At 36.6% G+C, this 22,494-nt stretch carries 23 protein-coding genes; 15 read left to right on the top strand and 8 right to left on the bottom strand.

Annotated features, from left to right (window positions below; genetic code table 11):
• Positions 1-3: 3 nt before the first annotated feature.
• Both ACPF63_RS09345 and ACPF63_RS09340 read left to right on the top strand, forming a co-directional pair.
• The gene (locus ACPF63_RS09345; RefSeq protein ID WP_426482803.1) at positions 4-405 is read left to right on the top strand and encodes a GlcG/HbpS family heme-binding protein; all 402 of its coding nucleotides are present in this window, start codon (positions 4-6) and stop codon (positions 403-405) included.
• An 18-nt stretch (positions 406-423) separates the two neighbouring features.
• A complete protein-coding gene (locus tag ACPF63_RS09340; RefSeq protein ID WP_426482802.1) occupies positions 424-1,227 on the top strand; it encodes a helix-turn-helix domain-containing protein in 804 nt (267 codons plus the stop codon).
• A gap of 191 nt (positions 1,228-1,418) precedes the next feature.
• Here ACPF63_RS09340 and ACPF63_RS09335 read toward each other — a convergent pair whose 3' ends face one another.
• From ACPF63_RS09335 to ACPF63_RS09320, 4 genes are all read right to left on the bottom strand, one after another.
• Positions 1,419-2,486, bottom strand: coding sequence for an SDR family oxidoreductase (locus tag ACPF63_RS09335; protein WP_426482801.1), 1,068 nt, complete (start codon positions 2,484-2,486; stop codon positions 1,419-1,421).
• 86 nt (positions 2,487-2,572) lie between these two features.
• Positions 2,573-3,157 (bottom strand): Crp/Fnr family transcriptional regulator, encoded by a 585-nt coding sequence (locus ACPF63_RS09330; RefSeq protein ID WP_426482800.1) that lies wholly within the window; start codon positions 3,155-3,157, stop codon positions 2,573-2,575.
• 48 nt (positions 3,158-3,205) lie between these two features.
• A complete protein-coding gene (locus ACPF63_RS09325; RefSeq protein WP_426482799.1) occupies positions 3,206-3,652 on the bottom strand; it encodes a PPC domain-containing DNA-binding protein in 447 nt (148 codons plus the stop codon).
• A gap of 11 nt (positions 3,653-3,663) precedes the next feature.
• Positions 3,664-4,509: an NAD(P)-dependent oxidoreductase gene (locus ACPF63_RS09320; protein ID WP_426482798.1), complete on the bottom strand. Its 846-nt coding sequence runs from the start codon at positions 4,507-4,509 to the stop codon at positions 3,664-3,666.
• Positions 4,510-4,730: 221 nt separating this feature from the next.
• Between ACPF63_RS09320 and ACPF63_RS09315 the strand changes: the two genes are divergently transcribed.
• A complete protein-coding gene (locus ACPF63_RS09315) occupies positions 4,731-5,357 on the top strand; it encodes a CatA-like O-acetyltransferase (RefSeq protein ID WP_426482797.1) in 627 nt (208 codons plus the stop codon).
• Positions 5,358-5,435: 78 nt separating this feature from the next.
• Here the strand turns inward: ACPF63_RS09315 and ACPF63_RS09310 are convergent, their stop codons facing one another.
• Positions 5,436-6,029: a Crp/Fnr family transcriptional regulator gene (locus tag ACPF63_RS09310; protein WP_426482796.1), complete on the bottom strand. Its 594-nt coding sequence runs from the start codon at positions 6,027-6,029 to the stop codon at positions 5,436-5,438.
• A 544-nt stretch (positions 6,030-6,573) separates the two neighbouring features.
• Between ACPF63_RS09310 and ACPF63_RS09305 the strand changes: the two genes are divergently transcribed.
• Complete coding sequence (locus tag ACPF63_RS09305; RefSeq protein WP_077417421.1) at positions 6,574-6,915, top strand: helix-turn-helix transcriptional regulator; 342 nt, start codon at positions 6,574-6,576, stop codon at positions 6,913-6,915.
• Positions 6,916-6,929: 14 nt separating this feature from the next.
• Here the strand turns inward: ACPF63_RS09305 and ACPF63_RS09300 are convergent, their stop codons facing one another.
• Positions 6,930-7,661 carry an MBL fold metallo-hydrolase gene (locus tag ACPF63_RS09300; protein WP_426482795.1) on the bottom strand — a complete coding sequence of 244 codons (732 nt, stop codon included), beginning with the start codon at positions 7,659-7,661 and terminating at the stop codon, positions 6,930-6,932.
• 255 nt (positions 7,662-7,916) lie between these two features.
• On the opposite strand from ACPF63_RS09300, the gene ACPF63_RS09295 reads away from it, so the two are divergent.
• Entirely contained in the window at positions 7,917-9,113 is a 1,197-nt protein-coding gene (locus ACPF63_RS09295; protein WP_219072680.1) for an MFS transporter, read from the top strand.
• 102 nt (positions 9,114-9,215) lie between these two features.
• On the opposite strand, the gene ACPF63_RS09290 is transcribed toward ACPF63_RS09295, so the two are convergent.
• Positions 9,216-9,593, bottom strand: coding sequence for a winged helix-turn-helix transcriptional regulator (locus ACPF63_RS09290; protein WP_426482794.1), 378 nt, complete (start codon positions 9,591-9,593; stop codon positions 9,216-9,218).
• A gap of 155 nt (positions 9,594-9,748) precedes the next feature.
• Here ACPF63_RS09290 and ACPF63_RS09285 point away from each other — a divergent pair, with 155 nt between their 5' ends.
• From ACPF63_RS09285 to ACPF63_RS09255, 7 genes are all read left to right on the top strand, one after another.
• Positions 9,749-10,693 (top strand): alpha/beta hydrolase, encoded by a 945-nt coding sequence (locus ACPF63_RS09285; protein ID WP_426482793.1) that lies wholly within the window; start codon positions 9,749-9,751, stop codon positions 10,691-10,693.
• Positions 10,693-11,859, top strand: coding sequence for an MFS transporter (locus tag ACPF63_RS09280; RefSeq protein WP_426482792.1), 1,167 nt, complete (start codon positions 10,693-10,695; stop codon positions 11,857-11,859). Before ACPF63_RS09285 ends, ACPF63_RS09280 begins: the two co-directional genes overlap by 1 nt.
• Before the next feature lie 259 nt (positions 11,860-12,118).
• Positions 12,119-12,820, top strand: a complete 702-nt coding sequence (locus ACPF63_RS09275) for a DsbA family oxidoreductase (protein WP_426482791.1) — start codon at positions 12,119-12,121, stop codon at positions 12,818-12,820.
• Between the two features lie 110 nt (positions 12,821-12,930).
• The gene (locus ACPF63_RS09270; RefSeq protein WP_180563740.1) at positions 12,931-13,512 is read left to right on the top strand and encodes a nucleosidase; all 582 of its coding nucleotides are present in this window, start codon (positions 12,931-12,933) and stop codon (positions 13,510-13,512) included.
• 17 nt (positions 13,513-13,529) lie between these two features.
• A complete protein-coding gene (locus ACPF63_RS09265) occupies positions 13,530-14,051 on the top strand; it encodes a GNAT family N-acetyltransferase (RefSeq protein WP_426482790.1) in 522 nt (173 codons plus the stop codon).
• 67 nt (positions 14,052-14,118) lie between these two features.
• Positions 14,119-14,694, top strand: coding sequence for a Crp/Fnr family transcriptional regulator (locus tag ACPF63_RS09260; protein ID WP_426482789.1), 576 nt, complete (start codon positions 14,119-14,121; stop codon positions 14,692-14,694).
• Between the two features lie 129 nt (positions 14,695-14,823).
• The gene (locus tag ACPF63_RS09255) at positions 14,824-15,636 is read left to right on the top strand and encodes an alpha/beta hydrolase (RefSeq protein WP_426482788.1); all 813 of its coding nucleotides are present in this window, start codon (positions 14,824-14,826) and stop codon (positions 15,634-15,636) included.
• A 329-nt stretch (positions 15,637-15,965) separates the two neighbouring features.
• On the opposite strand, the gene ACPF63_RS09250 is transcribed toward ACPF63_RS09255, so the two are convergent.
• Positions 15,966-17,063: a TauD/TfdA family dioxygenase gene (locus ACPF63_RS09250; protein ID WP_077417406.1), complete on the bottom strand. Its 1,098-nt coding sequence runs from the start codon at positions 17,061-17,063 to the stop codon at positions 15,966-15,968.
• A 216-nt stretch (positions 17,064-17,279) separates the two neighbouring features.
• Here ACPF63_RS09250 and ACPF63_RS09245 point away from each other — a divergent pair, with 216 nt between their 5' ends.
• Genes ACPF63_RS09245 through ACPF63_RS09235 form a run of 3 tightly spaced genes read left to right on the top strand, consistent with a single transcriptional unit; the run spans position 17,280 to position 22,489 of the window.
• On the top strand, positions 17,280-18,806 hold the full coding sequence (locus tag ACPF63_RS09245) for a pyridoxal phosphate-dependent decarboxylase family protein (RefSeq protein ID WP_219072685.1): 1,527 nt from the start codon (positions 17,280-17,282) through the stop codon (positions 18,804-18,806).
• On the top strand, positions 18,778-21,180 hold the full coding sequence (locus tag ACPF63_RS09240; RefSeq protein ID WP_426482787.1) for a GNAT family N-acetyltransferase: 2,403 nt from the start codon (positions 18,778-18,780) through the stop codon (positions 21,178-21,180). Before ACPF63_RS09245 ends, ACPF63_RS09240 begins: the two co-directional genes overlap by 29 nt.
• Positions 21,173-22,489, top strand: coding sequence for a lysine N(6)-hydroxylase/L-ornithine N(5)-oxygenase family protein (locus ACPF63_RS09235; RefSeq protein ID WP_426482786.1), 1,317 nt, complete (start codon positions 21,173-21,175; stop codon positions 22,487-22,489). Before ACPF63_RS09240 ends, ACPF63_RS09235 begins: the two co-directional genes overlap by 8 nt.
• The last annotated feature ends 5 nt before the right edge of the window (positions 22,490-22,494 follow it).

Below are 22,494 nucleotides of genomic sequence, written 5' to 3'. Positions count from 1 at the left end.
ATCATGGAACTGAATTATAAGACTGCAGAAAAAGCGCTGCATGCAGCAAAGGAAAAAGCATTATCTATGAATATTCCTGTAAGTATTGTTGTGGTGGATGCCGGAGGACATCTGGTATCACTGGCAAGACTGGACAGTGTTTATGGAGTGATTGATTTTGCGGTTAAAAAAGCAAAAACAGCAGTGATGTTCGGAGTAAACAGTGATGTGATGGGAGAAATCATTTCGGAAGCCGGGATTCACAGCTACGGTATGCTGAATTCAAATGATGGGCTTCTGACTATTGCAGGCGGTGTTGTCCTTAAAAACACAGAAGGAAAGATCATTGGTGCGATAGGCTCATCAGGCGGAACTCCCGAACAGGATAAAGAAATTGCAGAGGCGGGCGCTTTGACTATTGCTTAAATTTCAGATATTTGTATCATGGAAAACATTTCTGAGATCATATTCGATAAACTGGTTTATTCATGTGCTTTTGAGTCCTACAGAGGTCACGAAGAATTCATTCCGGATCATTTTCTAGGATTTCAGATCTCCGGAGAAACACATGCTTTTCATGAGCAAGGGAAGACTGTGATTAAAGAAAATACAGTAGTTCTGGTCAGAAAAAATCAACTGATCAGGACTATTAAATATCCTTCAGCGCATGAAAAGTATCAGTTTATCTCCATCACGCTTGATGATGAAACGCTGAGACAGTATGCAGCTGAAAACAAAATAACTGTACATAATAATTCTCCAGGGAATCAGCGGTTGTTTTTTGAGCCTAACGATTTTTTTTTCAGCTATTTTGCATCTCTTATTCCTTACATTAATAAAACACTGGAGATTCCTCCAAAATTAGCAGCCTTAAAGGTGAAAGAAGCCATAGAACTTCTTTTGCTGAGTAATCCTGATCTTAAAAATCTGCTTTTTGATTTTTCAGAACCTCATAAAATTGATCTTGCGGAGTTTATGAACAAAAATTTTATGTTCAATGCATCAGTAGATGCTTTTGCAAGGCTTACAGGCCGTAGTTTATCAGGATTTAAAAGGGATTTTAATAAAACATTTCAGATGACACCCAAACAATGGCTGAAGGAAAAGAGATTAAAGGAAGCCTATTATTTAATTAAAAACAAGGATAAAAAACCTTCAGATATTTATCTTGATCTGGGTTTTGAGAATTTATCCCATTTTTATTCTTCTTTTAAAAAGAAATTTGGCGTAACGACTACAGAAGTTTAGTATAAATCATTAAAAAAACACAATTTTTAATATTAGAGTTAATTAATTGTTGGAAAACGCAAAGACACAAAGAGAATTTGGCAGTGTAAATATTCTTAAGATGCAAAGATTTTATCTCCGATAAAATTTGAACCTACATAATCTCTCTGAGTTACACTTTTCTGCGTTTTTACGTTTTCCAACAATTTCTATTAAGGAATCATATTTTCAGCTTTTAATCTTTTAAAGACCTCTGTAAAAGAATCTTCTGTACTGGTATAAGCTGTGAAACCAAGTTTTCTGCTTTTTGACATATCACACATCACTTCCAGAGGTCTCCCAAGATCCAGATCGGTATGCCATGCCGAAGAGAGACGGTTGAGATTTTTTTCTTTCAGATTGTATTTTTCTGCAATTGCAGTCCAGATTTCGTGGTCGTTTTCCAATTCTTTTTCCAGAGGTTTTATCGTACCGTCAAAACCTTCAGCTTCTACGTCAAACCAATCTGCCAGCCTTTTCCAGAGCCATTTCCACCGGAAGACATCTCCATTGGTAATATTGAATGCCTGGTTCTTGGCCGATTCTGTGGTGGAAGCCCAAACCAATTGCTTAGCCAGGACTCTTGCGTCTGTTACATCCGAAACGCCATTCCATTGTGCCTCAGATCCCGGCCAGATAAATTTTCGTCCTGTTTCCTTACAGATGCTGGCATACACAGCCAATGTAGTCCCGATATTCATCAGATTTCCCACGGCGTATCCAACAACCGTGTGTGGTCTGTGAATGCTCCATGTGAAGCCATCTCTTTCGGAAGCTTTGTACACTTCATCCTCCTGTGCATAATAAAAATTGGGGAGAGGAAGCCTTGGATGTTCTTCTCTGACAGGGGTTTCCGGTAAAACTCCTTTTTTAGCATAAGCCTCAAATGGGCCCAGATAATGTTTAAGTCCTGTAACCAGAGCCACATGTTTCACTGATTTTTTAGCAGATAAAACATTTAACAGATTTCTTACAAGCATACTGTTGACACGGATATTTTCCTCTTCAGTATCATTACGCATCCATGTGGTAAAGTAAATATGAGTAGGAGAGATTCCTTCCAGGGCTTCAGCAAGATTCTGTTCATTCATCAGGTCTGCCTTAACAGGATGAAGGCCCTGGATATTGGAGGTTGGATTTCTGGACAATCCATATGTTGTCCAGCCTTGAGCGATCAGTTCCTCAGCGAGGTTACTTCCTGTAATTCCGGTAGCGCCTACTACCAATGCAATATTTTTCATAAGTATTGTAAAATTTCTTGTACAAAATTATGGATGATAAGAGGCTTTTATCCTTGATTTGGATCATGCATTCGGGTTGATCTGGATCAAGTGTTGTTTAAAGAATTCTTTTTACGGATTCTGCTTACGGTTTCAGGAGCAAGACCAAGATAAGAGGCCATAAGATTGTGAGGTACTCTTTTGATCATTTCAGGGTTCTTTTGTGCCAGTTGAAGATATTTTTCTTCAGCAGTATAACCGTTGGAAACAATGAGTCTGTAATCTTTTGTAACGAGGCTGTTCTGATATAAAATTCTGAAATAACGATCCATCACAGGAATTTGCAACAGCATTTTTTCATAATTTTCCAAGGTGATCATCAATACTTCTGTTTCCTCAACAGCATCAATATTCAGTACCGATTTTTCCTGATTGATAAAACTGTTGAAGTCTGAGATCCACCAGCCTTCAAAGGCAAACATATTGATGTGTTCATTTCCTTTTTCATCCGGAAAATAAGATTTTAACAGACCTTTGCTTACAAAAGACAACGATTTGCAGATATCTCCTTCCTGAAGAAGATATTGTTTTCTACGAAGTTTTTTAAGGGTAAAGAAAGTCTGAACCTGATTTTTCTGTTCGTCAGTAATATCAACTTTATTCTCAATATGGGAAAGCAGAACCTCAAACATCAAATAAATATTTTATCAAAAATACCACTTTCCACTGCAACTGGAGCTTTATTTTTCAAAATCATAGAGATTGATTCCTATTTCTTCATTTTTAATTTTTACGACTCTGGTATCCAGCGGATATATAATGAATTCTGCTGCTCCCTGGATTTTTGCCTCTAAAAGATGTCCGGCTAAAGCGGTATAATCTTCTCTTCCCAACGTAATGTGAAGGTGTAGAGTCGGTTTCCCTTCTATTTCAGAGATATTTCCGGAGATATTGGTGACTTCCATCTGTTCTTTAAAAGTCTTATCCACATATTTTTTGGTTGAAGGATTAAAAAAACGAAGTGTTGCTTCACTTACAGCTCCTATTCCTGTAACTTCTCCTGCCTGAATATTTCGGTTTTGAATAAAGTCCGTTAAAGCTTCTGCAATATTAGAATGGTTGTCAAGACTGACGATGTAGATATGATCCACTTTTCTTGCAGACCAATGGTTCCCTTTGTAATTCATGATCTCCTTATTTATCCTATTGTTTTTAAATAATTGATGATCCCGATAACATCATCCTGACCAAAGCCTTTGTCGTGTGCATTTTGATAGGTTTGAATCAAAGCTTCGGATAAAGGATAATCAGCGCCTGCATTTTTAGCAAGAAGAATATCTTTCAGCATCAAATCAAGAGCAAATGCCGGAGCATATTGGTCTGCTATTAATAAAGGTGTTTTTACTTTGGTAGCACCGCTTCCACTGGCACTTTCATTGATTATTTCCAGCATATCAGATCTTTCAATGCCTAATTTTCCGGCCAGTAAAACAGTTTCTGCCAGTCCCTGATAAATGGTGGAAAGAAAATAATTGATAGATAATTTTCCTGCGATTCCTTTTCCGTTTTCACCCAAATGTTTCACAGATTTCCCCATTTTCAACAAATAGGGCATAGCACGCTGGATGTCTTTTTCTTCACCTCCAGCCATAATGATTAGTGTCCCTTCTTGTGCAGGTTGAGTACTGCCTGCTACGGGAGCATCAATAAAGGAAGCTTCTTTTATTTTCAAGGCAGCTGCAGTTTCTTTTGAGGCTTCCGGGGAAATAGTACTCATATCTATAAAGAGTTTTCCTTGAATATCTAAAGAAAGAATTTCCTCATATACGGCTTTTACAGCACTGTCGTTGGTCAGCATTGTGAATATAATATCGTTGTTTTGTACCAGATCTTTAATTTGGGTATAGACTGAAGACTTCTCTTCAAAATCCCTGGCTTTTTCAGAAGTTCTGTTGTAAACCGAAAGTGGAAATCCTGCTTTTTCAATATTCTTTGCCATAGGGTGGCCCATATTTCCTAGTCCGATGAACCCGATTTTTTCCATTGTTATATTTTTATGTAGTTATTAATTAAGTTTTATGTTGTGAAGCTCCTGAATGAAAAGGAGTTATCTGAAGATATACAAGTTAGATTGTAAAATACGTGTATTTTGCAGCAAAATATCTACCAAATAGCTGATTTACCAAATTAAGTTTTAATTATATTTTTATGTATAAGCTTTTAAAACCGGATAAACTTTCAGAAATTTGCAGCAAATAAGAATCAATGAAGATTGTAGATATAGAGAACTGGAACAGAAAAGAGCATTTTGAATTTTTTTCTAAAATGGCAAGCCCTTATTTTGGATTTACAACAGAGGTAGACTGTACAAAAGCGTATTACACAGCGAAAGAAAAAGGATATTCTTTTTTTGCCTATTATTTTCACAAGTCTATGGTCGCAATTAATACTGTGAATGAATTAAAACTGAGAATTATCGATGGTCAGGTAATACAGTTTGATACGGTTCATGCCGGCAGTACGATTGGAAGACCGGATGGGACTTTCGGATTTTCATTTACTCCTTTCTCAGAAGATTTTGAAACCTTCAATGAAACGCTGCAGGAGGAAATAAAAGGAGTGCATCAGACTTCAGGATTAAGATTAAGCAATGGAAGACTGGGAAAAGACCACGTAAGACACACGACTATTCCATGGAATTCCTTCAGTGCTATATTACACCCTACAGATTTTAATACTACAGAATCAGTCCCTAAAATTGCTTTTGGAAGATTCAATATCCGTGACGGCAGAAAGTATCTTCCGGTTTCTATTGAAGCCCATCACGGATTGGCTGATGGTCTTCATCTTGCCAAATATCTGGAGGAATTTCAAAGACAGCTTGATCAGTAGAGGATTATAGAGTTTGAAGAAAACGATACATATATTGTTCAACAAATAATTAAAGCCGGATCTCTCCGGCTTTTACTTTTAATAATAAATCTTCCGTTTTTCTATTTTCACAATCTGGTCTTTCTCCATCTGCTTTATGGTCCGTATAACTGTTTCTACACGTAATCCGGTGAGTGATGCCAGCTGCTGGCGGGTAAGAGGAATCTGGAAAGAATAAAGCGTTTTATCTTCATGATAACTTTTCAGGTAATCCATCAGTAGTTTCAGTTTACCAACGGGATTTTGGAAAGAAAGATTATACAGCATGATATATTTGTAATACATTCTTTCAGCAAGACATTCGTAAATATTGAGTGAAATTTCAGGGTTACTTTTGATCAGGTCCAAAAAATTCTGCTTTGGCATTTTGTAAATAACGGAATCTTCTATCGCTACAGCATTCATGGGATAAGGCCGGTCTACAAACAGGAGAGATTCACCAAAGCTGTGGCCATCTGAGAATATATTCTGAATAAACTCTTTGCCGTCTTCCGTATAATTATTGAGTTTAATTTTCCCTTTTTTAATCTGATAATAATGGGATGGGAGCTCTTCTTCATGAAAGATTATCTCGCCTGTATGATAAGTTCTGGTTTCCACTCCAAAAGAAATTAATAAACTATCAATAATCATAGTTGTGATTTTATTTATAAAATAAAGGAACATCAATTTTATTGATTTCTCTTATCATGTGGTACCATTCACATACCACATATATTCATTTTTTACACATGCATAGCCCGGAAAACATTGACTGAGATCATAAAAAGTAAAGGCAATAACCCACTATATTTACATCCCACCAAAAATTAATGCGTAAATAAAGGGAAACAGGCTGATAAAAGCAGTTAAGATATTTTTGTTTAAAATATAACGTGGTATCTATGTGGTACGCGGTTTTTATAAAATTTTAATCATTTTTTCTTTCTTTGCCAGTATAAAAATGTAATAAAATTCATAGGTGTGATTTTTTTAACACAATCATTCAATAAATACAAACCATACGTTATGAATTGTTGTATTATAGTAATGAAAACCAATAAAATTTTGAATACATAAAAATTATTTTGTTCCCGATATTAAATTAGCAAAAACCATATTGAGCAGAGAAAAAAATGACTTTGTACAGATTCACAAAAGATGTGGTATCTGAAATGCGTAGAGATGAGAAAGTATTATGAAAAATAGAAAAACTGAACCCAATTTAGAGGATTTGAAACAGAAAATTCTTGTACAAGACGAAATTATGGCCCTGGCCAAAGCAAATTCCCCTCGTCTGCTGAATAAATTCAGACTGGTTCATCCTGATTTTTTTAAAAAGTTATCTGCTATACAGCCAGCCCTTAAAAATTCTGAACTGATCTTTTGTATTTATCTTAAGCTCAATATGACCACTAAGGAAATTGCAACCTGTATTTTTGTAACACCCAAAGCGATACAAAACAGAAAAAACAGGATCAGAAAAAAACTCAACATTCCTTCTGAATTTGATATTTATAAATGGTTTAATGAAATTTAAACCATTTTTTTTATTTAAATTCCTATTACCGCTTTATCCAGATCATGATAGAGAAGAATTTTCCAACGGCTTTCTCTTGCTTCCTTTTCCCATTTAAGGCGTAATTCCATGGCTTTTCTGCCATCGAAATCACTTTTATAGGCTACATGGTATTTTAAATAAGAGGCCTGCGGAAGATCATCAGCCCCATAGAAAACAGTTTCTCCATTTTCCCTGATCCAGAAAACCTGCATAAAAGGAGTGTGTCCTCCTGCCACTTCATAGGAAATCTCATCTGTGATTTGTCCCTTGTCTTCATTCATCCAGATAATATTGGGAAGCTGAATCAGCTGTTCCAAAATAGTAAAATCAAAAGAAGGATTACCTTTCTTTTCCATGGCAAAATCCAGTTCACGTTTCTGTATATAAATCTGGGCATTCGGAAAAGTGGCTTCAAAACCATTATCAGTAGCGGTTACTGCACCCTCAATATGATCTTTGTGAAGATGGGACAGCAATAGCTTTGTGATTTGATCAGGATGAATATTTTCTCTTTCCAGAATTTCTGAAATAACAGTTGCTCCGGACTCATTTTTCCAGCCAATTCCGGCATCCAAAAGAATATAATCATTTTCAGTGATGATAAGAAAAGGCTGTACAGACATTTTGATTCCACCAACTTTATCAAAATTTTCTTCTGTTAAAAGAGTGAAGTCTTTGGTTTTGCTTGCTGAGAAATTGCCTTCTTTGAGCGGAATGATTTTCATGCTGCAAATTTCCTTAATATTTCTAACATTCAAAAGGTTTTCCATCGATATATATCATCAATAAAAACAATCATACAGACAGGGTGTTGAAATCATTCTACTTACCGCAGAATCCTGTATTATTCTTAGAAATGTAAAGACACAGGAAGAATAATTTCTTTTTTTAATGATTATCTTTGATCTCTTAAAAATCTGACGGATGCATTATGATCTGCCGTCAGACCCCTTTCAATTCAAATAAAAACTTTATACGTAATGCAGGAGAGTTCTTCCCAAGGTATTTCCCGGACTGTTATCTGGCTTATGGCCGTTATTTCCGGACTGGTAGTTGCCAACAATTATTATAATCAGCCTTTACTGGCACTTATTTCAGAAGAGCTGCATGTTTCTGAGAGCGCAGCAAGTAAAATTTCTGTACTTACTCAGATCGGTTATGCATTGGGACTGCTTCTGATTGTCCCGTTGGGTGATAAGTTTTTCCGTAAGAAATTGATTTTAATAGACTTGTTTCTTGTTTTTGGATCCCTTTTGTGGATGACCTTTGCCACTCAATTGTGGATGCTGTATGCTGCCAGTCTGCTGATTGGAGCTACATCGGTTATTCCACAACTGTTTGTTCCTATTGCAGCAGAACTTTCATCAGATAAAGAAAAATCGGCCAATATCGGATTGGTAATGTCCGGACTGTTACTGGGAATTCTTCTTTCCCGTTTTGTAGGAGGTATAGTAGGTGAAGTCTGGGGCTGGCGAGCGATGTTTGGTATTGCGGCAGGACTTATGATCCTGGTATGGCTGGCTGTATATAAAATGCTTCCTGAGCTTTCACCTAATTTTAAAGGAACTTACAAAGAGCTGATGCGTTCTGTTGCCCAACTTGCCAGAACACAACCCGTTCTTCAGCTGGCATCTTTCCGCGGGGCAATGGCATTTGGGTCTATGTGTGCATTGTTTACAACTTTGGTTTTTCACATGGAGAAACCACCTTTTAATGCCGGATCATCTGTTGTAGGAAGTTTTGGATTAGCAGGAGCTGTAGGTGCTTTAGCTGCCGCAAAAGTGGGAAAGCTTCAAAAATATCTGGATATTAACCGCATTATATTATATTCCTTATTGATCGTTATCGGAAGCTGGGGCTTTACTTATTTTGCCGGAGAAACCTATTGGGGACTCATTGTAGGAGTAATTCTGGTAGACCTTGGGGTGCAGTCCAGCCATATTATGAACCAGACCAATTATTTTCTGATCAAATCAAATGCTGTAAACAGACTGAATACAGTGTATATGGTGTCTTATTTCATCGGAGGCTCACTCGGAACCTGGCTGGCATCCGTTGCATGGCAAAAGGCTCAATGGAGCGGCGTATGTCTTGTAGGAACGGTATTTGGGGTATTGGCTTTGATCGCTCATATTTTGTTTTCAAAAAGGGTAAATAGAGCAAACGCAGAGATGTAATTGTTATATTTCTAAGACGTTTAAGGATCGGGATTTTATCAAAGATAAAATCCCGATCCTTTTATTTTCAAACCTATTTAATTTCGAAATCTTTAAAATCTCTTATTCCTCAATCGTTTCCAGTGCCAGCATCATTTCCCTATGCTTTCCTCCCCATTCATCAAGCTGTTTCCATATAGGGATCAGCTCCCGGGCAATATCTGTAAGCTCATAATCTACTCTTGGAGGAACTTCTGCATGAACAGTCCTTTTTACTAAGTTTTCTTTTTCCAATTCTCTCAGCTGTAGGGTAAGCATTCTTTCCGTTATTCCTGAAATAGAGTTCCTAAGTTCGCTGAAACGTAATTTTCCGTCTTTTAGTTTGTTTAAAATAATCAGTTTCCATCGGCCTCCGATTTTACATACAGCATAGCTCAGGTCGCATCCTTGTATATACTGTCTGTTGATATTATTCGTCGAATTTTCTTTTAGCTTTCCCATTACTTACAAATTTGTTAGTACCATACATTTAGCTGCATACAGTGCAAATGTAAGGTTTGAGATTTAATTTTGTACACAGAAAGCAGAAAATATGCGGCAGTAAGGAACAATAGCGCTCACGTTCCCTGCAGAAACAATAATAACTTAAATAAAAAATGAAAATGCAGTTAACCTCTAATATAACACAGATTTTAAATCATTTAGAAAAAATACAACCTTTCAATCCACAGGATTCTTTAGACGGAGCCCGTAAATACCTTGAAACAATGTCTCTTCAGCTTAGTGGTAAGAAAGAATCCGTTGCAATGATCGAAGAATTGGATATCCAACAGGAAAACCATCAGATTCCCATTCGGATTTACCGTCCTAACGGAAAGAATGTTCAGAATTCATCGGCTATTATTTATATTCACGGAGGCTGGTTTATAGCTGGAGGATACGAAACCCATGATGCGGTAGTCCGTAAACTGGCTAATAAAACCGGATCTGTGGTTATTTTTATAGATTACCGTCTTGCTCCGGAACATCCTTTTCCAGCGGGCTTAAACGATTCTCTTGACGGTATAAAGTGGGTAATAGCCAATGCAGAATCTTTAGGAATAGATCCTGACAAAATAGGAATTATAGGAGACAGTGCCGGCGGAGCATTGGCTACTGCTGTTTCTACCCAAATGGGCAAACATTTGAAATTTCAGGTGTTAATTTATCCTGCAGCCGATAATCAGCTTAGTTCAAAATCATGGGAAACGTATGAAAACGGACCGGTTCTTAATAAACAGGGTGGTATAGAAGCATGGGACTGGTATCTTCCCAACGAAGAAAAAGATAATCCTTTGGCGATTCCTGTCTTAATACAAGATTTTAAAGAAACTCCACCTACTTTAGTCATTCTTGCAGAACATGATCCTTTGCTTGATGACGGAAAACAGCTTTCTGAAAATATGAAAAATGCAGGCGTTGCCCTTACAACAAGTTTCTACAAAGACATGGTTCACGGATTTATGCATATGGGAGAAATTCTGGAAGAAGTAGAATCTGCCGTAAGTGAAATGGCTGCTTTTGCTCATCAAAATTTAAATTCTGTTGGAGAAAAAGTATAATGAAAAAATACGCATACATTGGATGTCTGGGGTTTATAGCCGTTATTACAACAGAATTTGGGGTCATCGGAATTCTTCCACAAGTTGCAGAACATTATAAAATCAGTATAGACAAAGCGGGGTATCTGTTGAGTGCTTTTGCATTAATTATCGCTCTTACAGGACCTTTCATGACCTTACTTACATCAGGTTTTGATCGTAAAAAAATAATGCTTGCAGCCATTTTCATGTTTCTGATTACAGGATTTGTGTCTTCTTTTTCACCTCCTTTCTGGCTACTGATGCTGGTTAGGATTTTACCGGCATTTCTCCAGCCTGTATATATTGCAACAGCATTATCTGTGGCCGTCTCCCAGGCTGATGACCGGAAAAAAAATGAACTGATGGGAATTGTATTTAATGGAGTTGCCATTGCCATGGTCACTACAGTTCCTTTTGCCACATGGATTGCGGGGCTTTGGTCCTGGGAATATTCATTCATGATACAAACTATAGTCAGTTTGATTGCTCTGGTTGTCATTTACTTTCTTCTTCCTGCGATGCCTGTAAAAGAGAAAAAATCTTATGGAAATCAGGTCAGAATCCTGAAGCAGCCTCCATTTATTCTGAGTACTCTGGCTAACTTTTTTATGATTACCGCATGGTTTTCTACCTACAGCTATTTTGCAGATTATCTGAATAAAGCCAAAGGGATGGATACTTCAATGGTAAGCTATATGCTTTTGTTATTTGGAATTATTGGAGTGATGGCCAATGGGGTTGCTGGGAAAATGCTTAATAAAAATGTGGCAGGAACTACCGCTATCTTTCTTTCTGGAACCATTCTGGTACCCATTCTTCTCTATTTTTCTGATGGAAATTTATGGGCAACGATTGCCGTTATCGGAATCTGGGGATTTCTGTATTCACCTAGCTTTCTGAATGCATCTACCTATATGATCTCTTCAGCACCGGAATCACTGGAATTTGCTAATAGTCTTGCCACATCGTTCGGAAATCTGGGTGTGACAGTGGGAACTACAATCGGAGGATGGATAATCGTTACAAAAGGAGTAGCGTATATTCCATGGATAGGTGTTGTTTTCGGGCTTCTTGCATTTCTGATGATGATCTTAAGAGGGATATTCGAAAAGCGCAGCCAGGTATTGTCCAGCTGTCAGAATTAAACTGTAATAATTTTTGTTACATTAAATAAAATACATTACCTTTGTTCTATTAATTTGAAACTTGTTTAAATTTTTATTTTTGAAACAGTAAGATTGTATTAAGGTGTTGAAAATATTAAGGTAAGCTTCGCTTTAAGCTTAAAAATCAGAATGATTCATCTTAACTATGCTTTATTTCTTAAATCCTTCTTAATGGTTTAATAGATATTGAATTTTTTTTAAAAGTTTAAACAGTTTTTTTAATTTAAAATTAAATACAATGAAAATAGAAATCTGGTCGGACGTAATGTGTCCGTTTTGCTATATCGGAAAAAATAATTTTGAACAGGCTTTAAACAAGCTTCCTTTCAAAGATGAAGTAGAAGTGGAGTGGAAGAGTTTTCAGCTGGATCCAACTTTAGATCCAGAAAAAACTCAGGATACTATTCAATATTTTAGAGAAAAGAAAGGAGTTCCTGAAGCTCAGGCTACACAAATGCTTAGTCAGGTTACCCAAATGGGAAAAGAAGCCGGAATTGATTTTGATTTTGGAAAAGCTCTGATCACCAATACTTTCAGTGCCCACAAATTGCTTCATTTGGCTAAAAAGCACAATAAGTCCAATGAAATGGAAGAGGCATTATTTATCGCTCATTTTATTGACGGAAAAAATGTAGGAGATACTGAAGTTTTGGTTGCTCTTGCAGAAAGTTTAGGAATTGATAAAGAGGAGGCAAAACAGGCGGTTACAACAGATAATTTGGATTATGAAGTCAATCAGGATATTCAGGAAGCAAGAAACAATGGGGTTTCCGGAGTTCCTTTCTTTGTTCTGAATGGTAAATATGCAGTTTCCGGAGCTCAGCCTGTAGAAGCGTTTGAAAATGCACTTCAGCAGACTTACAAAGAAACCGTAAGTCCATTTAAGGATCTTTCCGGTGGCAGCGGAGCTTCCTGTGATGCTGACGGATGCAGTATTTAAGATAACAGAACCCCAAAACAAATAAATTGTTTTGGGGTTTTTAATTTAATATATTAGAAGAAACGTATCTTTGTAATGCAGTGCCACAGCTGTATAAATCTGATTTCTCAATGATAAAAATTAACAACGAAACTCACTATTCAATTGATGACACCCTTTTTGTTTTTGCATTGGATTCTGAAGCAGGAACCGTATTTAATGACAAAAATAAATTAATTACAGGCATCGGAAAGGTAAACGCCGCCATCGAATTAACCAAAGAAATTCACGCAAGAAAACCTAAACTGATTGTAAATTTAGGCTCTGCAGGAAGTAAAGGATTTCACAAGGGAGAAGTAGTATGCTGTACAAAGTTCATCCAAAGGGATATGGATGTAAGAGGACTTGGATTTAAATTGTATGAAACCCCTCTATCCGGAGTTCCGCCTGTATTGGAATATGGTCTTAAAATGGATACTTTGAAAGAAGGAATCTGCGGCAGTGGTGACAGTTTTGAAATGAACCACTCCGAAACCGATTATAATATTGTAGACATGGAAGCCTATCCACTGGCATTGATTGCTCAAAAGGAAAAGATCCCGTTTCTATGCCTTAAATATATTTCTGATGATGCCGGAAGTGACGCTGCAGACGATTGGAGCGTACAGGTACATCTGGCTTCTGAAGCTTTTAAGAAAATTCTTTTCTCATAACATTTATTCTTACGATCATGAGTTCAATTATCATAAACAAAGCGGTGGCTGAAGACTTAGAAACTTTACAAAGCTTAGGAATTCAGACCTTCTCAGAAACATTTGCTGAAGATAACACAGAAGAGGCTATGAAAAAGTATCTGGAAGAAAGCTTTAATACTGAAAAGATAAAATCTGAGTTGAATAATCCTGACTCCTCTTTCTATATTGCCTGGGAAGAAGACAATCCGGTAGGTTACCTGAAAGTCAATTCCGGCAAAGCGCAGACAGAACTTCAGGACGAAACCAGCCTGGAAATTGAAAGAATCTATGTGAAGAAAAGCCATCACGGGAAAAAAGTAGGACAGCTTCTTTATAATCAGGCTTTAGATACTGCTCAGCAACTCAAAAAAATTTATCTGTGGCTGGGTGTATGGGAAGAAAATCTGAGAGCTTTACATTTCTACAAAAAAAACGGATTTGTTGAATTTGATAAACACATTTTCAGACTTGGAGAAGAAGAACAGACTGATCTGATGATGAAAAAAACATTGGATTAAACCTTTTTTGCCCACAGATAGCACAAATTTTCAAAGATAATTGCGTGTTAGGATAAAATATTACCAAATGAACCATTCAGAATTTGTAAAGCATATCAATCAGTATTATCCTTTATCCAAAGAAACGATTCAGGATTTACTGGATATCTGTACGGAAGAATACTATCATAAAAATGATCTTCTGCTGGAATCCGGTTCTATGGCAAGGTATTATTATTTTATCAAATCAGGATTGATAGGGTATTATACAGTAGATGAACAGGGAAATAATATTTATAAAATTTTCTTTGAAGAAAACAGTTTTGCAGCTTCTACAGCCGCCATTATAAAAAATGAACCGAGCGATTTCAATATTATTGTACTGGAAGACTGTTCAGTGATACAATATCCTGCAAAAGCCTATCGTGAACTACTTGAAAAGCATCATGATCTGGCTCTTTTTCATATGTATTATCTGGAAAAAAACTGGGTAGTGAAAAAAGAACCTTTGGAAGTATCCCTGAAATACGAAACTGCAAAAAAAAGATATTTACAGTTATTTGAAAATAAATCATTATATAATAGATTAAAACAGCATCATATTGCTTCTTATCTTGGAATAACGCCTACACAGCTTAGCCGGATCAAGAAGGATTTAAATTAAAAAGCTTCAACATATGTTGAGGCTTTTTTTCTTTTTCTGTTGCAATTTTGTTTTATCATAAGATCATTGGTACATTATATGTTCTATAATTGAAAATCCGTGATTATCATTAATTAAACATTTTTTAACATGAAGAAGCTCATCAAAATTGTATTTGTGCTGGCTGCATTTATCCCATTATCAGCACAAAAAATTATTCATCAGGAAATTTTCAGTCCGAAAATGAATAAAAAAATCAAAACAGTTATCATTACACCCAATCTTCAGCCTAATACGAAATATCCTTCTGTCTATATTCTTCATGGTTTCAGTGGCAACCCGGACAGAATCATTAAGCAGGATATTCCTGATCTGGTTAAAAAAGCTCAGGAATTGAAAACAATCTATGTACTTCCGGATGGAAATTACAGTTCATGGTATGTGGACAGTCCGATCGTAAAAGATTCCCAATATCAAACCTTTATTGGAAAAGAACTGGTAGAATTTATCGATAAAAATTATCCTGTGAAAGCTGAGAAAAAATTTCGCGGAATTTTAGGATGGAGTATGGGAGGTTACGGAGCAACCAATATCGGAGTTACCTATAATAAAACATTTGGTATTGTAGGAAGTTCTTGCGGAGCATTGGATTTCAATTCATTCGGGGAAGGATATCAGAAATATATGGTGAATAAAGTTCTGGGACCATTGGAATCGATCAGCCTTAATTTTCTTACTGACAGCAAAATAAAATTGATGGCCGAAGCTGGACAGCAATATATTTTCGATTGCGGTACAGAAGACACTCAAATGATCAACATGAATAGAAATTTTCATAAAAAACTGACAGAAATGAAGATCCAGCATCTCTATACCGAATCTTTGGGAGGCCATGTTCCCGAATATTGGAGCAGATCATTGTCTGAGCAATTGTCTTTATTTGATAGATTTTTTAAACAGTAATTGTCACAAAAAAGCAGTTTAAACTTTTACATTAATTATTTTTAACCACAAAAGACACAAAAGTTTTTAATACTTAAATTTTTAGAGCCAATTTTTATGCATAATAAGTACACCTAAGTTTTGCGAAAATCTTTGATTTTCATCTTAATGTGAGCCTTTCTACAGCATTATTTTAACTTACTTAATTAAACTAAATTGTTTTAATATAGAAGCTTTTGTGACTTTTGTGGTTTTGTAAAGTTTTTAAAATTTATAAAAAATCCTTTTTGAGCACTGCTCAAAAAGGATTTACGATTGATTGATGTTCAAAATGCTAACTAATCAGCATATTAAAATTGTTGAAAGTTTTTACCCAAATGCTCTTCTATAACGAAGAACGGATCTTCCGTAAGGGTATGAGCTCTCATATCAATAAGGCTCACTTTACTCATCATACGAAGCATAATTCTTCTCTCACACGGATATTCTATTCCGTCAATATTTCTTACTCCTGCCCGAAAAGCAGATCTTCCGTGAGCACATAAGTGATTATTAACCAGAATAACATCACCTGCCTGAGGTGTAAATCCCGAATAAATCAAGTGTCTGGCTTCTTCCCAGAACTCATGCAGTGTACTTTGCGCTTCATCCGATTGTCTTATGCTGGAATTGAAAAGCTGTTCCGCAGCATCAAATCGCATAAACGGAAGACTATAATTTCCATACAAAACAGAATCTAATGTCTCTTCTTCACTATTTCCCGTTTCCAGGTTGGCATCTTTCGGGATTTTATAAATACGATCAAAAAGAGGTCTGTAATTTTCACCGATAGACTCATGAGAACGGATTGAGTAAAGAGTAGAAGGAACCTGTTCTTCATTTCTCACATACATAAAGCTTAAATAATCAGCCTGATGTTTCAGAAAAGCATCTTCGGTATGTACGTACAAATCTGTTGAAGATCCCGATCCTGTCTGTGTTTCTTTCATCTTTTCATCAGGAATGATGGCATGGATCAATCCACCTCCTTTACGCTGTGAATAATATTGTACAGGCTTTGATGGCAGCGCTCCATGAATAAGAGCACACGCAAAACCATATAAATTAAATTTTGAATAATCTGCCGACTGCCAATTGGAAGGCGTAGAACCTATATTCTCCTGATCTATATCCATTAATCCGGTAAAGATCAATGCACCATATTGATTTTTTGAAAAGTCACTTGCAAAATCAGCCGCTATATTTAAAATTCTCTCTGGTAAAAAATAAGACGCCAGCTGATGTACATGCTTAATAAAATCACGGTTTTCATATGTTTCATACTTTTTCTGAAGATGGAGTGCCGCATCTTTTATCATTCTTCTCTCCTGTGAGGTGACCTCTATGACCGTAGGAAGCAGTTTTACCACTGTTGAACAGTCTTTATCTAAAATTTCTGTAGAATTCATTAAAAAAAAATTTGGTGTTAACTAATAATTTTTATATTTGTTTTTAATTATTCTAAATAACAATAACCGAGTCAAATTTATGAATAATTACTCAACCACCAAACAAAATTTAAAAAAATGTAAAAAAATAAAAACCTGACTATCAGATATATATAATCGTATATCAAAAAAACCACAACAACTCACAGATTTAAAAAATCACATTACAAAACTTTTATGAACAACAATTTAATTTCCCTAGAAGAGCTCGCAAGCACAACTTCACCTCACATTTCGGGGAATTTTGGGAATATTTTTCATCCAGACAATTATGATCATTATCGTAATGCTGTCAACAGTACTTTAGACCTGGTTCAGGAATTCCTTTACAGAAACAACAAGCCTTTCAGTGGTATAGAAGCCAAAACAATGAAAGGAATGGTACAGCAGATCGACCTTAATCAAAAACTTTCCAATTATAATGAGCTTCTGACGGAAGTAGACGAAATCTATGTAAAACATGCCACAGCTTTTCACCTTCCTCAGTATGTAGCTCACCTTAACTGCCCGGTAGTTATTCCCGCATTGGCAGGAGAAATCCTTGTAAGTGCTATCAATTCTTCACAGGATACCTATGATCAGAGTGCCGGAGGAACTTTTATGGAAAGAAAACTGATCGACTGGACTGCGGGTCAAATTGGATATAATACGAGTGAAAGCGATGGCGTTTTCACAGCAGGGGGCTCACAGAGCAATTTAATGGGATTGGTCATGATGCGTGACTGTTTCTCCCAGAAAAGATATAATCACAATATTAAAATGGATGGTCTGCCAGCAGAGGCGAGCCGTTTCAGGATATTTGTTTCAGATAAATCTCACTTCAGCAATTTGAAAAATGCTTCTATTATGGGACTGGGTGAGAAAAGTATTGTTAAAGTTCCTACCGATGAAAGATTCCGTATGGACATTTCTCTTTTGAAAAAATACATTAAAAGAGAAGAACAATTAGGAAATATTCCAATTGGAATCGTGGCTACCGCAGGAACAACAGACTTTGGAAATATCGATCCATTAGAAGATATCGCAAATATTGCAGAGCATTATAACATTTGGATGCACGTAGATGCAGCTTATGGTTGTGCTTTATTATTAAGTGATAAATACCGTAACCTGATTAATGGTATTGAGAGAGCAGATTCCGTAACGATTGATTACCACAAATCATTCTTCCAACCCATCAGTAGCAGTGCCTTTATTGTTAAAAATAAAAAAGAACTGCTGATTCTTAAACATCACGCCGATTATCTGAATCCGAAAGAAATGGATGAAGAAGAAATTCCGGCACAGATCAATAAATCTATTACGCAGAGTACCCGAAGATTTGATGCTTTAAAACTTTGGTTTACCATAAGAATGATGGGAAGAGAGCAGCTGGCAGAATATACAGATACCGTTATTGATCTTACCAAGGATGCAGCCGCAATGATTACTGAAGATGCAGATTTTGAACTTCTTTCAGATTCGGATTTAAGTGTTCTTGTTTTCAGATATGTAAATCCGGAAATCAGTGATCTGAACGCCCTGAATCAATACATCAAGATGAAACTTTTCTACAGCGGAGAAATCCTTGTAGCAAGTACAAAAGTGGATGGTAACTTCTATCTGAAGTTTACGTTCCTGAACCCGATTACGACGACTGAAGACATTCATCAAATTCTCACCACAATCAAAAAACATGGAAAAGACTTTAATCCAGAAAAATAAAACGGGAGCCCGGGAAATTACCCTCAGAATTCTGCTGAACGGAATGCTGAGAGAACTGGGAAACGGAAAATTCTATCAGGGAGTTCCGAAATATGATCTTCTTACAGCAAAAGCTCTTCAGAACAGCAATTATCCGCTGTATATGAGGTTTGAAATGAAGAAAAGCGGGCTATTTTTATTTGCTCCGGTTTCTTATCGTTCTGAGACCCTTTTTCATGAATACGAACCTGTTTTATGGGCTGTAGACCACAAAAATCAAGAGGTTTTTGAAGTTAATGATGAAAAACTGACTGAACTGGTTTACAAAGAGTTTTCTGAGACGACTAACGAAAGTGGATTCAGGCAATTTGTGGAAAGAATTCAGAGCAGCTTAAGAAATCTTGAATTAACGACAGAAGCATGTCTTCAGGACGATCAGCTTTTAACATATTCTTTTCTTGAATCTGAACAAATGCTTCCTGCAGGACACAATCTGCATCCTTTCACCAAATCAAGAATGGGCTTCTCTGAAGAAGAACAGTTTTTATATGGCCCTGAATTCGGTAAAGGATTTCAGCTGGATTATTTTCTGATTCACAAAGACTGTATCACGGAAAAATCTCTTCCGGGGATTTCAGCAAAAGAAATCTTCGAAAAATGGACTTCCTTACCGGAAAGCTACGATTTTGAGAACACAAATGATTTTTATATCGTTCCATGCCATCCATGGGAAGCAAAGTATCTTCTATCAACCGAAGAATACCCTGAAATGCTTGGATCTGGGAAAATTATTCATATAGGACCACTGGGTGAAGATTTTTATGCAACATCTTCTATTAGAACGGTATACAATCCGGACTTCAGCTGGATGCTGAAATTTTCTCTGCATGTTTTAATGACAGGCTCTGTAAGAACAAACAGCTTAAAAGATCTCAACAGAGGATATGCTTCCGCAATCTGGTGGCAGCATGAAAAAGCCTCATTTGAAAAAACCTTTCCCAACTTTAAATTATTGCTGGAACCTTCCACATTAAGTGTTCATTACGAAGGAAAGAATATGGACAGTCTGAATATACTGCTCCGTGAAAATCCTTTTTCAAATGAAGATAAAGTCATTTTATTAGCAAGGCTTTGTCAGGATGAATCTACAGATAGATTCAATTTTACGACTCATTTCTTTAATAATGTGGCGAATCAGCTGGGTGTAGATGCTGAAAAAGCAGCAATTATCTGGTTTGAAAAGTATGTGAATCTATTGCTTTCCCCTTTAAACAGATTGTTCAATCAATTAGGGGTGGCTCCGGAAATTCATCAGCAAAACCTTCTTGTTCAGCTTGACAATCAGCTTTTACCACAATCTATCTACGTAAGAGACGGACAGGGATATCTTATTAAAGACAGTTTCAAAGAAAAATATCAAAACCTGATTAAAGATTATCCTGAAGTTGAAGATCTTTTCATCAGAGATGAACGCCTTCTGGATATTGTTTCCCACCATCTTTTGGTAAGCAATCTGAGTGCTTTGATCTCATCAATAGGTAAAACAGGGTTGGTTAAAGAAAGAAAACTGATCCATATTCTGTACAGAGAATTTGAAAACCTTCATGAATCTGAACCTTCTTCATTGACAGATTATGCATTGAATCAAAGATATTGGGCAGTAAAATCAAACCTTCAGTCGGCAGTTTCCGATGTAGATGGCGGAGTGAATGCGGCCTCTATTTCTTATGCTAAAGTTCCAAACCTTCTTCATAAACATTTCTTCTCAGATCAATTGATCCATCCTCAAGGAAAAGAAGTTTTCTTTAAAAGATATTTTCAGAAAGAAGATGTAACCATGAGTATGCGTCCTATAGATCTTGAAAATGACATTGAAATGCTTCATGAATGGTTCAATCGCGAACATGCCGTAAAAATCTGGCAGATGAACTGGCCGATAGATGAACTGGAAACGTATTACAGACTGATGCTTCCAAGTGATGAAGCCCACAGTTATATCATTGCAGGTAATGATGAACCTTCTTGTAATATAGAGGTATATTGGGCGTGCAGAGATATTGTAGGCGATTATTACGAAGTGCTGCCTACAGATTACGGAACGCACCAGTTCATAGCACCTACTGATCCAAAAAAGAAATTTGTATCTCCATCTACACAATCTATGGTTGACTATGTTTTTGCACAGCCGCAGGTAGGTAAAATGGTAGGAGAAGGGTCTGTAGACTCACTTGCTTCTATGATGAACAAAGCCCATGTAGGCTTCAAAGTAGAAAAAGTAATTGAAATGCCTCATAAAAAAGCCAATCTGAACTTCTGTTACAGAGAATGGTACTGGGAAAAATTCCCACAGAATAAAGAGGTAAAAATCACCACAAACATCACAAAAAATGACTAACGAAGCCGTATACAATGTAATAGGCATAGGTATAGGACCTTTCAATCTGGGACTTGCCGCATTATCCAATCCAATTCCGGAACTCAAGACGCTTTTCCTGGACCAGAGAGATGGTTTCGACTGGCACCCGGGATTGATGATTGACCATGTAACCCTGCAGACTCCATTTTTATGTGACTGTGTATCCATGGCTGATCCAACCAATCCTTTAAGTCTTTTGAATTATCTGAAGGAAACCGGAAGATTGTACAAATTCTTTATCCGTGAAAGCTTCTTTATCCCAAGAAAAGAATACAACCGTTATTGCCAGTGGGTTATCGAACAGCTTCCACAATGTCGTTTTTCAACCCAGGTAGTTGATATTACTTATGAAGATGGATTATATCTGGTGACGACAGTTCATACCAAAACCAAAGAAACTACGGTTTTCAAAACCGAGAGACTGATTTTGGGAACCGGAACACAGCCACATATTCCTTCTTTCATTCCGAAAGATGATTCCAGAATCATTCATACAAGTTCTTATCTGTATAGAAAAGAGGAACTTTTATCTCAAGGAAAGAAAATTGCCATTATCGGTTCTGGTCAGAGTGCTGCTGAGGTATTTTATGACCTTCTTCAGAGCAGAAATGAAAACACACAGTTGGGTTGGTATTCCCGCCCGGACAGATTTTTCCCTATGGAATATTCTAAACTGACACTGGAACTTACATCGCCTGATTATGTAGAATATTTCTACAACAGAAATGAATCTGCCAGGAAAACCATTTTAAGCAAACAGCAGGCTCAGTTTAAAGGAATCAATTACGATCTGATCAATGATATCTATGATTTTATTTACGATCTGAATATAGACAATGCTGATCCTAATCTTAAAATCATTCCTAACAGCCAGCTGAATACAGTAGACAACAGCAATCCTGATTTTATCAATCTTGAATTTACCCAACTGGAGCAGGAAGTACCTTATGATCAGGAAGCTGATTATGTGATTCTTGGAACCGGATATCGTTATCATGAGCCCGCATTCTTAAAGAATATTCAGTCCAGAATCAAGAGAGATTCCAGCGGATTGTTTGATGTCAACAGAAATTATTCAATAGATCATAACGGAGGCGAAATCTATGTGCTTCATGCTGAAGTTCATACTCACAGCTATATTTCTACCGACCTTGGAATGGCTGCTTACCGTAATTCCTATATCATCAATGATATTCTGGGAAGAGAGCATTATAAAATTGAAAAGAAAATTGCTTTCCAGGACTTTGATGTAGAAAAATATGCTGATTTACCAACTGCCAAAATTTAATCATA

The organism is Chryseobacterium sp. R2ACT005 (assembly GCF_049949215.1).
Taxonomy (GTDB): Bacteria; Bacteroidota; Bacteroidia; order Flavobacteriales; family Weeksellaceae; genus Chryseobacterium.
Note: the sequence above shows the minus strand (reverse complement) of the source record. Positions and strands in the feature narration are given on the sequence as shown.

Bases quoted from the DNA above. Each gene is read 5' to 3' on its own strand.
- ACPF63_RS09335 (WP_426482801.1), bottom strand. From the start codon at position 2,486: ATGAAAAATATTGCATTGGTAGTAGGCGCTACCGGAATTACAGGAAGT.
- ACPF63_RS09255 (WP_426482788.1), top strand. From the start codon at position 14,824: ATGAAGAAGCTCATCAAAATTGTATTTGTGCTGGCTGCATTTATCCCA.
- ACPF63_RS09305 (WP_077417421.1), top strand. From the start codon at position 6,574: ATGAAAAATAGAAAAACTGAACCCAATTTAGAGGATTTGAAACAGAAA.
- ACPF63_RS09250 (WP_077417406.1), bottom strand. From the start codon at position 17,063: ATGAATTCTACAGAAATTTTAGATAAAGACTGTTCAACAGTGGTAAAA.
- ACPF63_RS09245 (WP_219072685.1), top strand. From the start codon at position 17,280: ATGAACAACAATTTAATTTCCCTAGAAGAGCTCGCAAGCACAACTTCA.
- ACPF63_RS09320 (WP_426482798.1), bottom strand. From the start codon at position 4,509: ATGGAAAAAATCGGGTTCATCGGACTAGGAAATATGGGCCACCCTATG.
- ACPF63_RS09240 (WP_426482787.1), top strand. From the start codon at position 18,778: ATGGAAAAGACTTTAATCCAGAAAAATAAAACGGGAGCCCGGGAAATT.
- ACPF63_RS09275 (WP_426482791.1), top strand. From the start codon at position 12,119: ATGAAAATAGAAATCTGGTCGGACGTAATGTGTCCGTTTTGCTATATC.
- ACPF63_RS09310 (WP_426482796.1), bottom strand. From the start codon at position 6,029: ATGATTATTGATAGTTTATTAATTTCTTTTGGAGTGGAAACCAGAACT.
- ACPF63_RS09260 (WP_426482789.1), top strand. From the start codon at position 14,119: ATGAACCATTCAGAATTTGTAAAGCATATCAATCAGTATTATCCTTTA.
- ACPF63_RS09330 (WP_426482800.1), bottom strand. From the start codon at position 3,157: ATGTTTGAGGTTCTGCTTTCCCATATTGAGAATAAAGTTGATATTACT.
- ACPF63_RS09285 (WP_426482793.1), top strand. From the start codon at position 9,749: ATGAAAATGCAGTTAACCTCTAATATAACACAGATTTTAAATCATTTA.
- ACPF63_RS09325 (WP_426482799.1), bottom strand. From the start codon at position 3,652: ATGAATTACAAAGGGAACCATTGGTCTGCAAGAAAAGTGGATCATATC.
- ACPF63_RS09340 (WP_426482802.1), top strand. From the start codon at position 424: ATGGAAAACATTTCTGAGATCATATTCGATAAACTGGTTTATTCATGT.
- ACPF63_RS09345 (WP_426482803.1), top strand. From the start codon at position 4: ATGGAACTGAATTATAAGACTGCAGAAAAAGCGCTGCATGCAGCAAAG.
- ACPF63_RS09265 (WP_426482790.1), top strand. From the start codon at position 13,530: ATGAGTTCAATTATCATAAACAAAGCGGTGGCTGAAGACTTAGAAACT.
- ACPF63_RS09300 (WP_426482795.1), bottom strand. From the start codon at position 7,661: ATGAAAATCATTCCGCTCAAAGAAGGCAATTTCTCAGCAAGCAAAACC.
- ACPF63_RS09270 (WP_180563740.1), top strand. From the start codon at position 12,931: ATGATAAAAATTAACAACGAAACTCACTATTCAATTGATGACACCCTT.
- ACPF63_RS09290 (WP_426482794.1), bottom strand. From the start codon at position 9,593: ATGGGAAAGCTAAAAGAAAATTCGACGAATAATATCAACAGACAGTAT.
- ACPF63_RS09280 (WP_426482792.1), top strand. From the start codon at position 10,693: ATGAAAAAATACGCATACATTGGATGTCTGGGGTTTATAGCCGTTATT.
- ACPF63_RS09235 (WP_426482786.1), top strand. From the start codon at position 21,173: ATGACTAACGAAGCCGTATACAATGTAATAGGCATAGGTATAGGACCT.
- ACPF63_RS09295 (WP_219072680.1), top strand. From the start codon at position 7,917: ATGCAGGAGAGTTCTTCCCAAGGTATTTCCCGGACTGTTATCTGGCTT.
- ACPF63_RS09315 (WP_426482797.1), top strand. From the start codon at position 4,731: ATGAAGATTGTAGATATAGAGAACTGGAACAGAAAAGAGCATTTTGAA.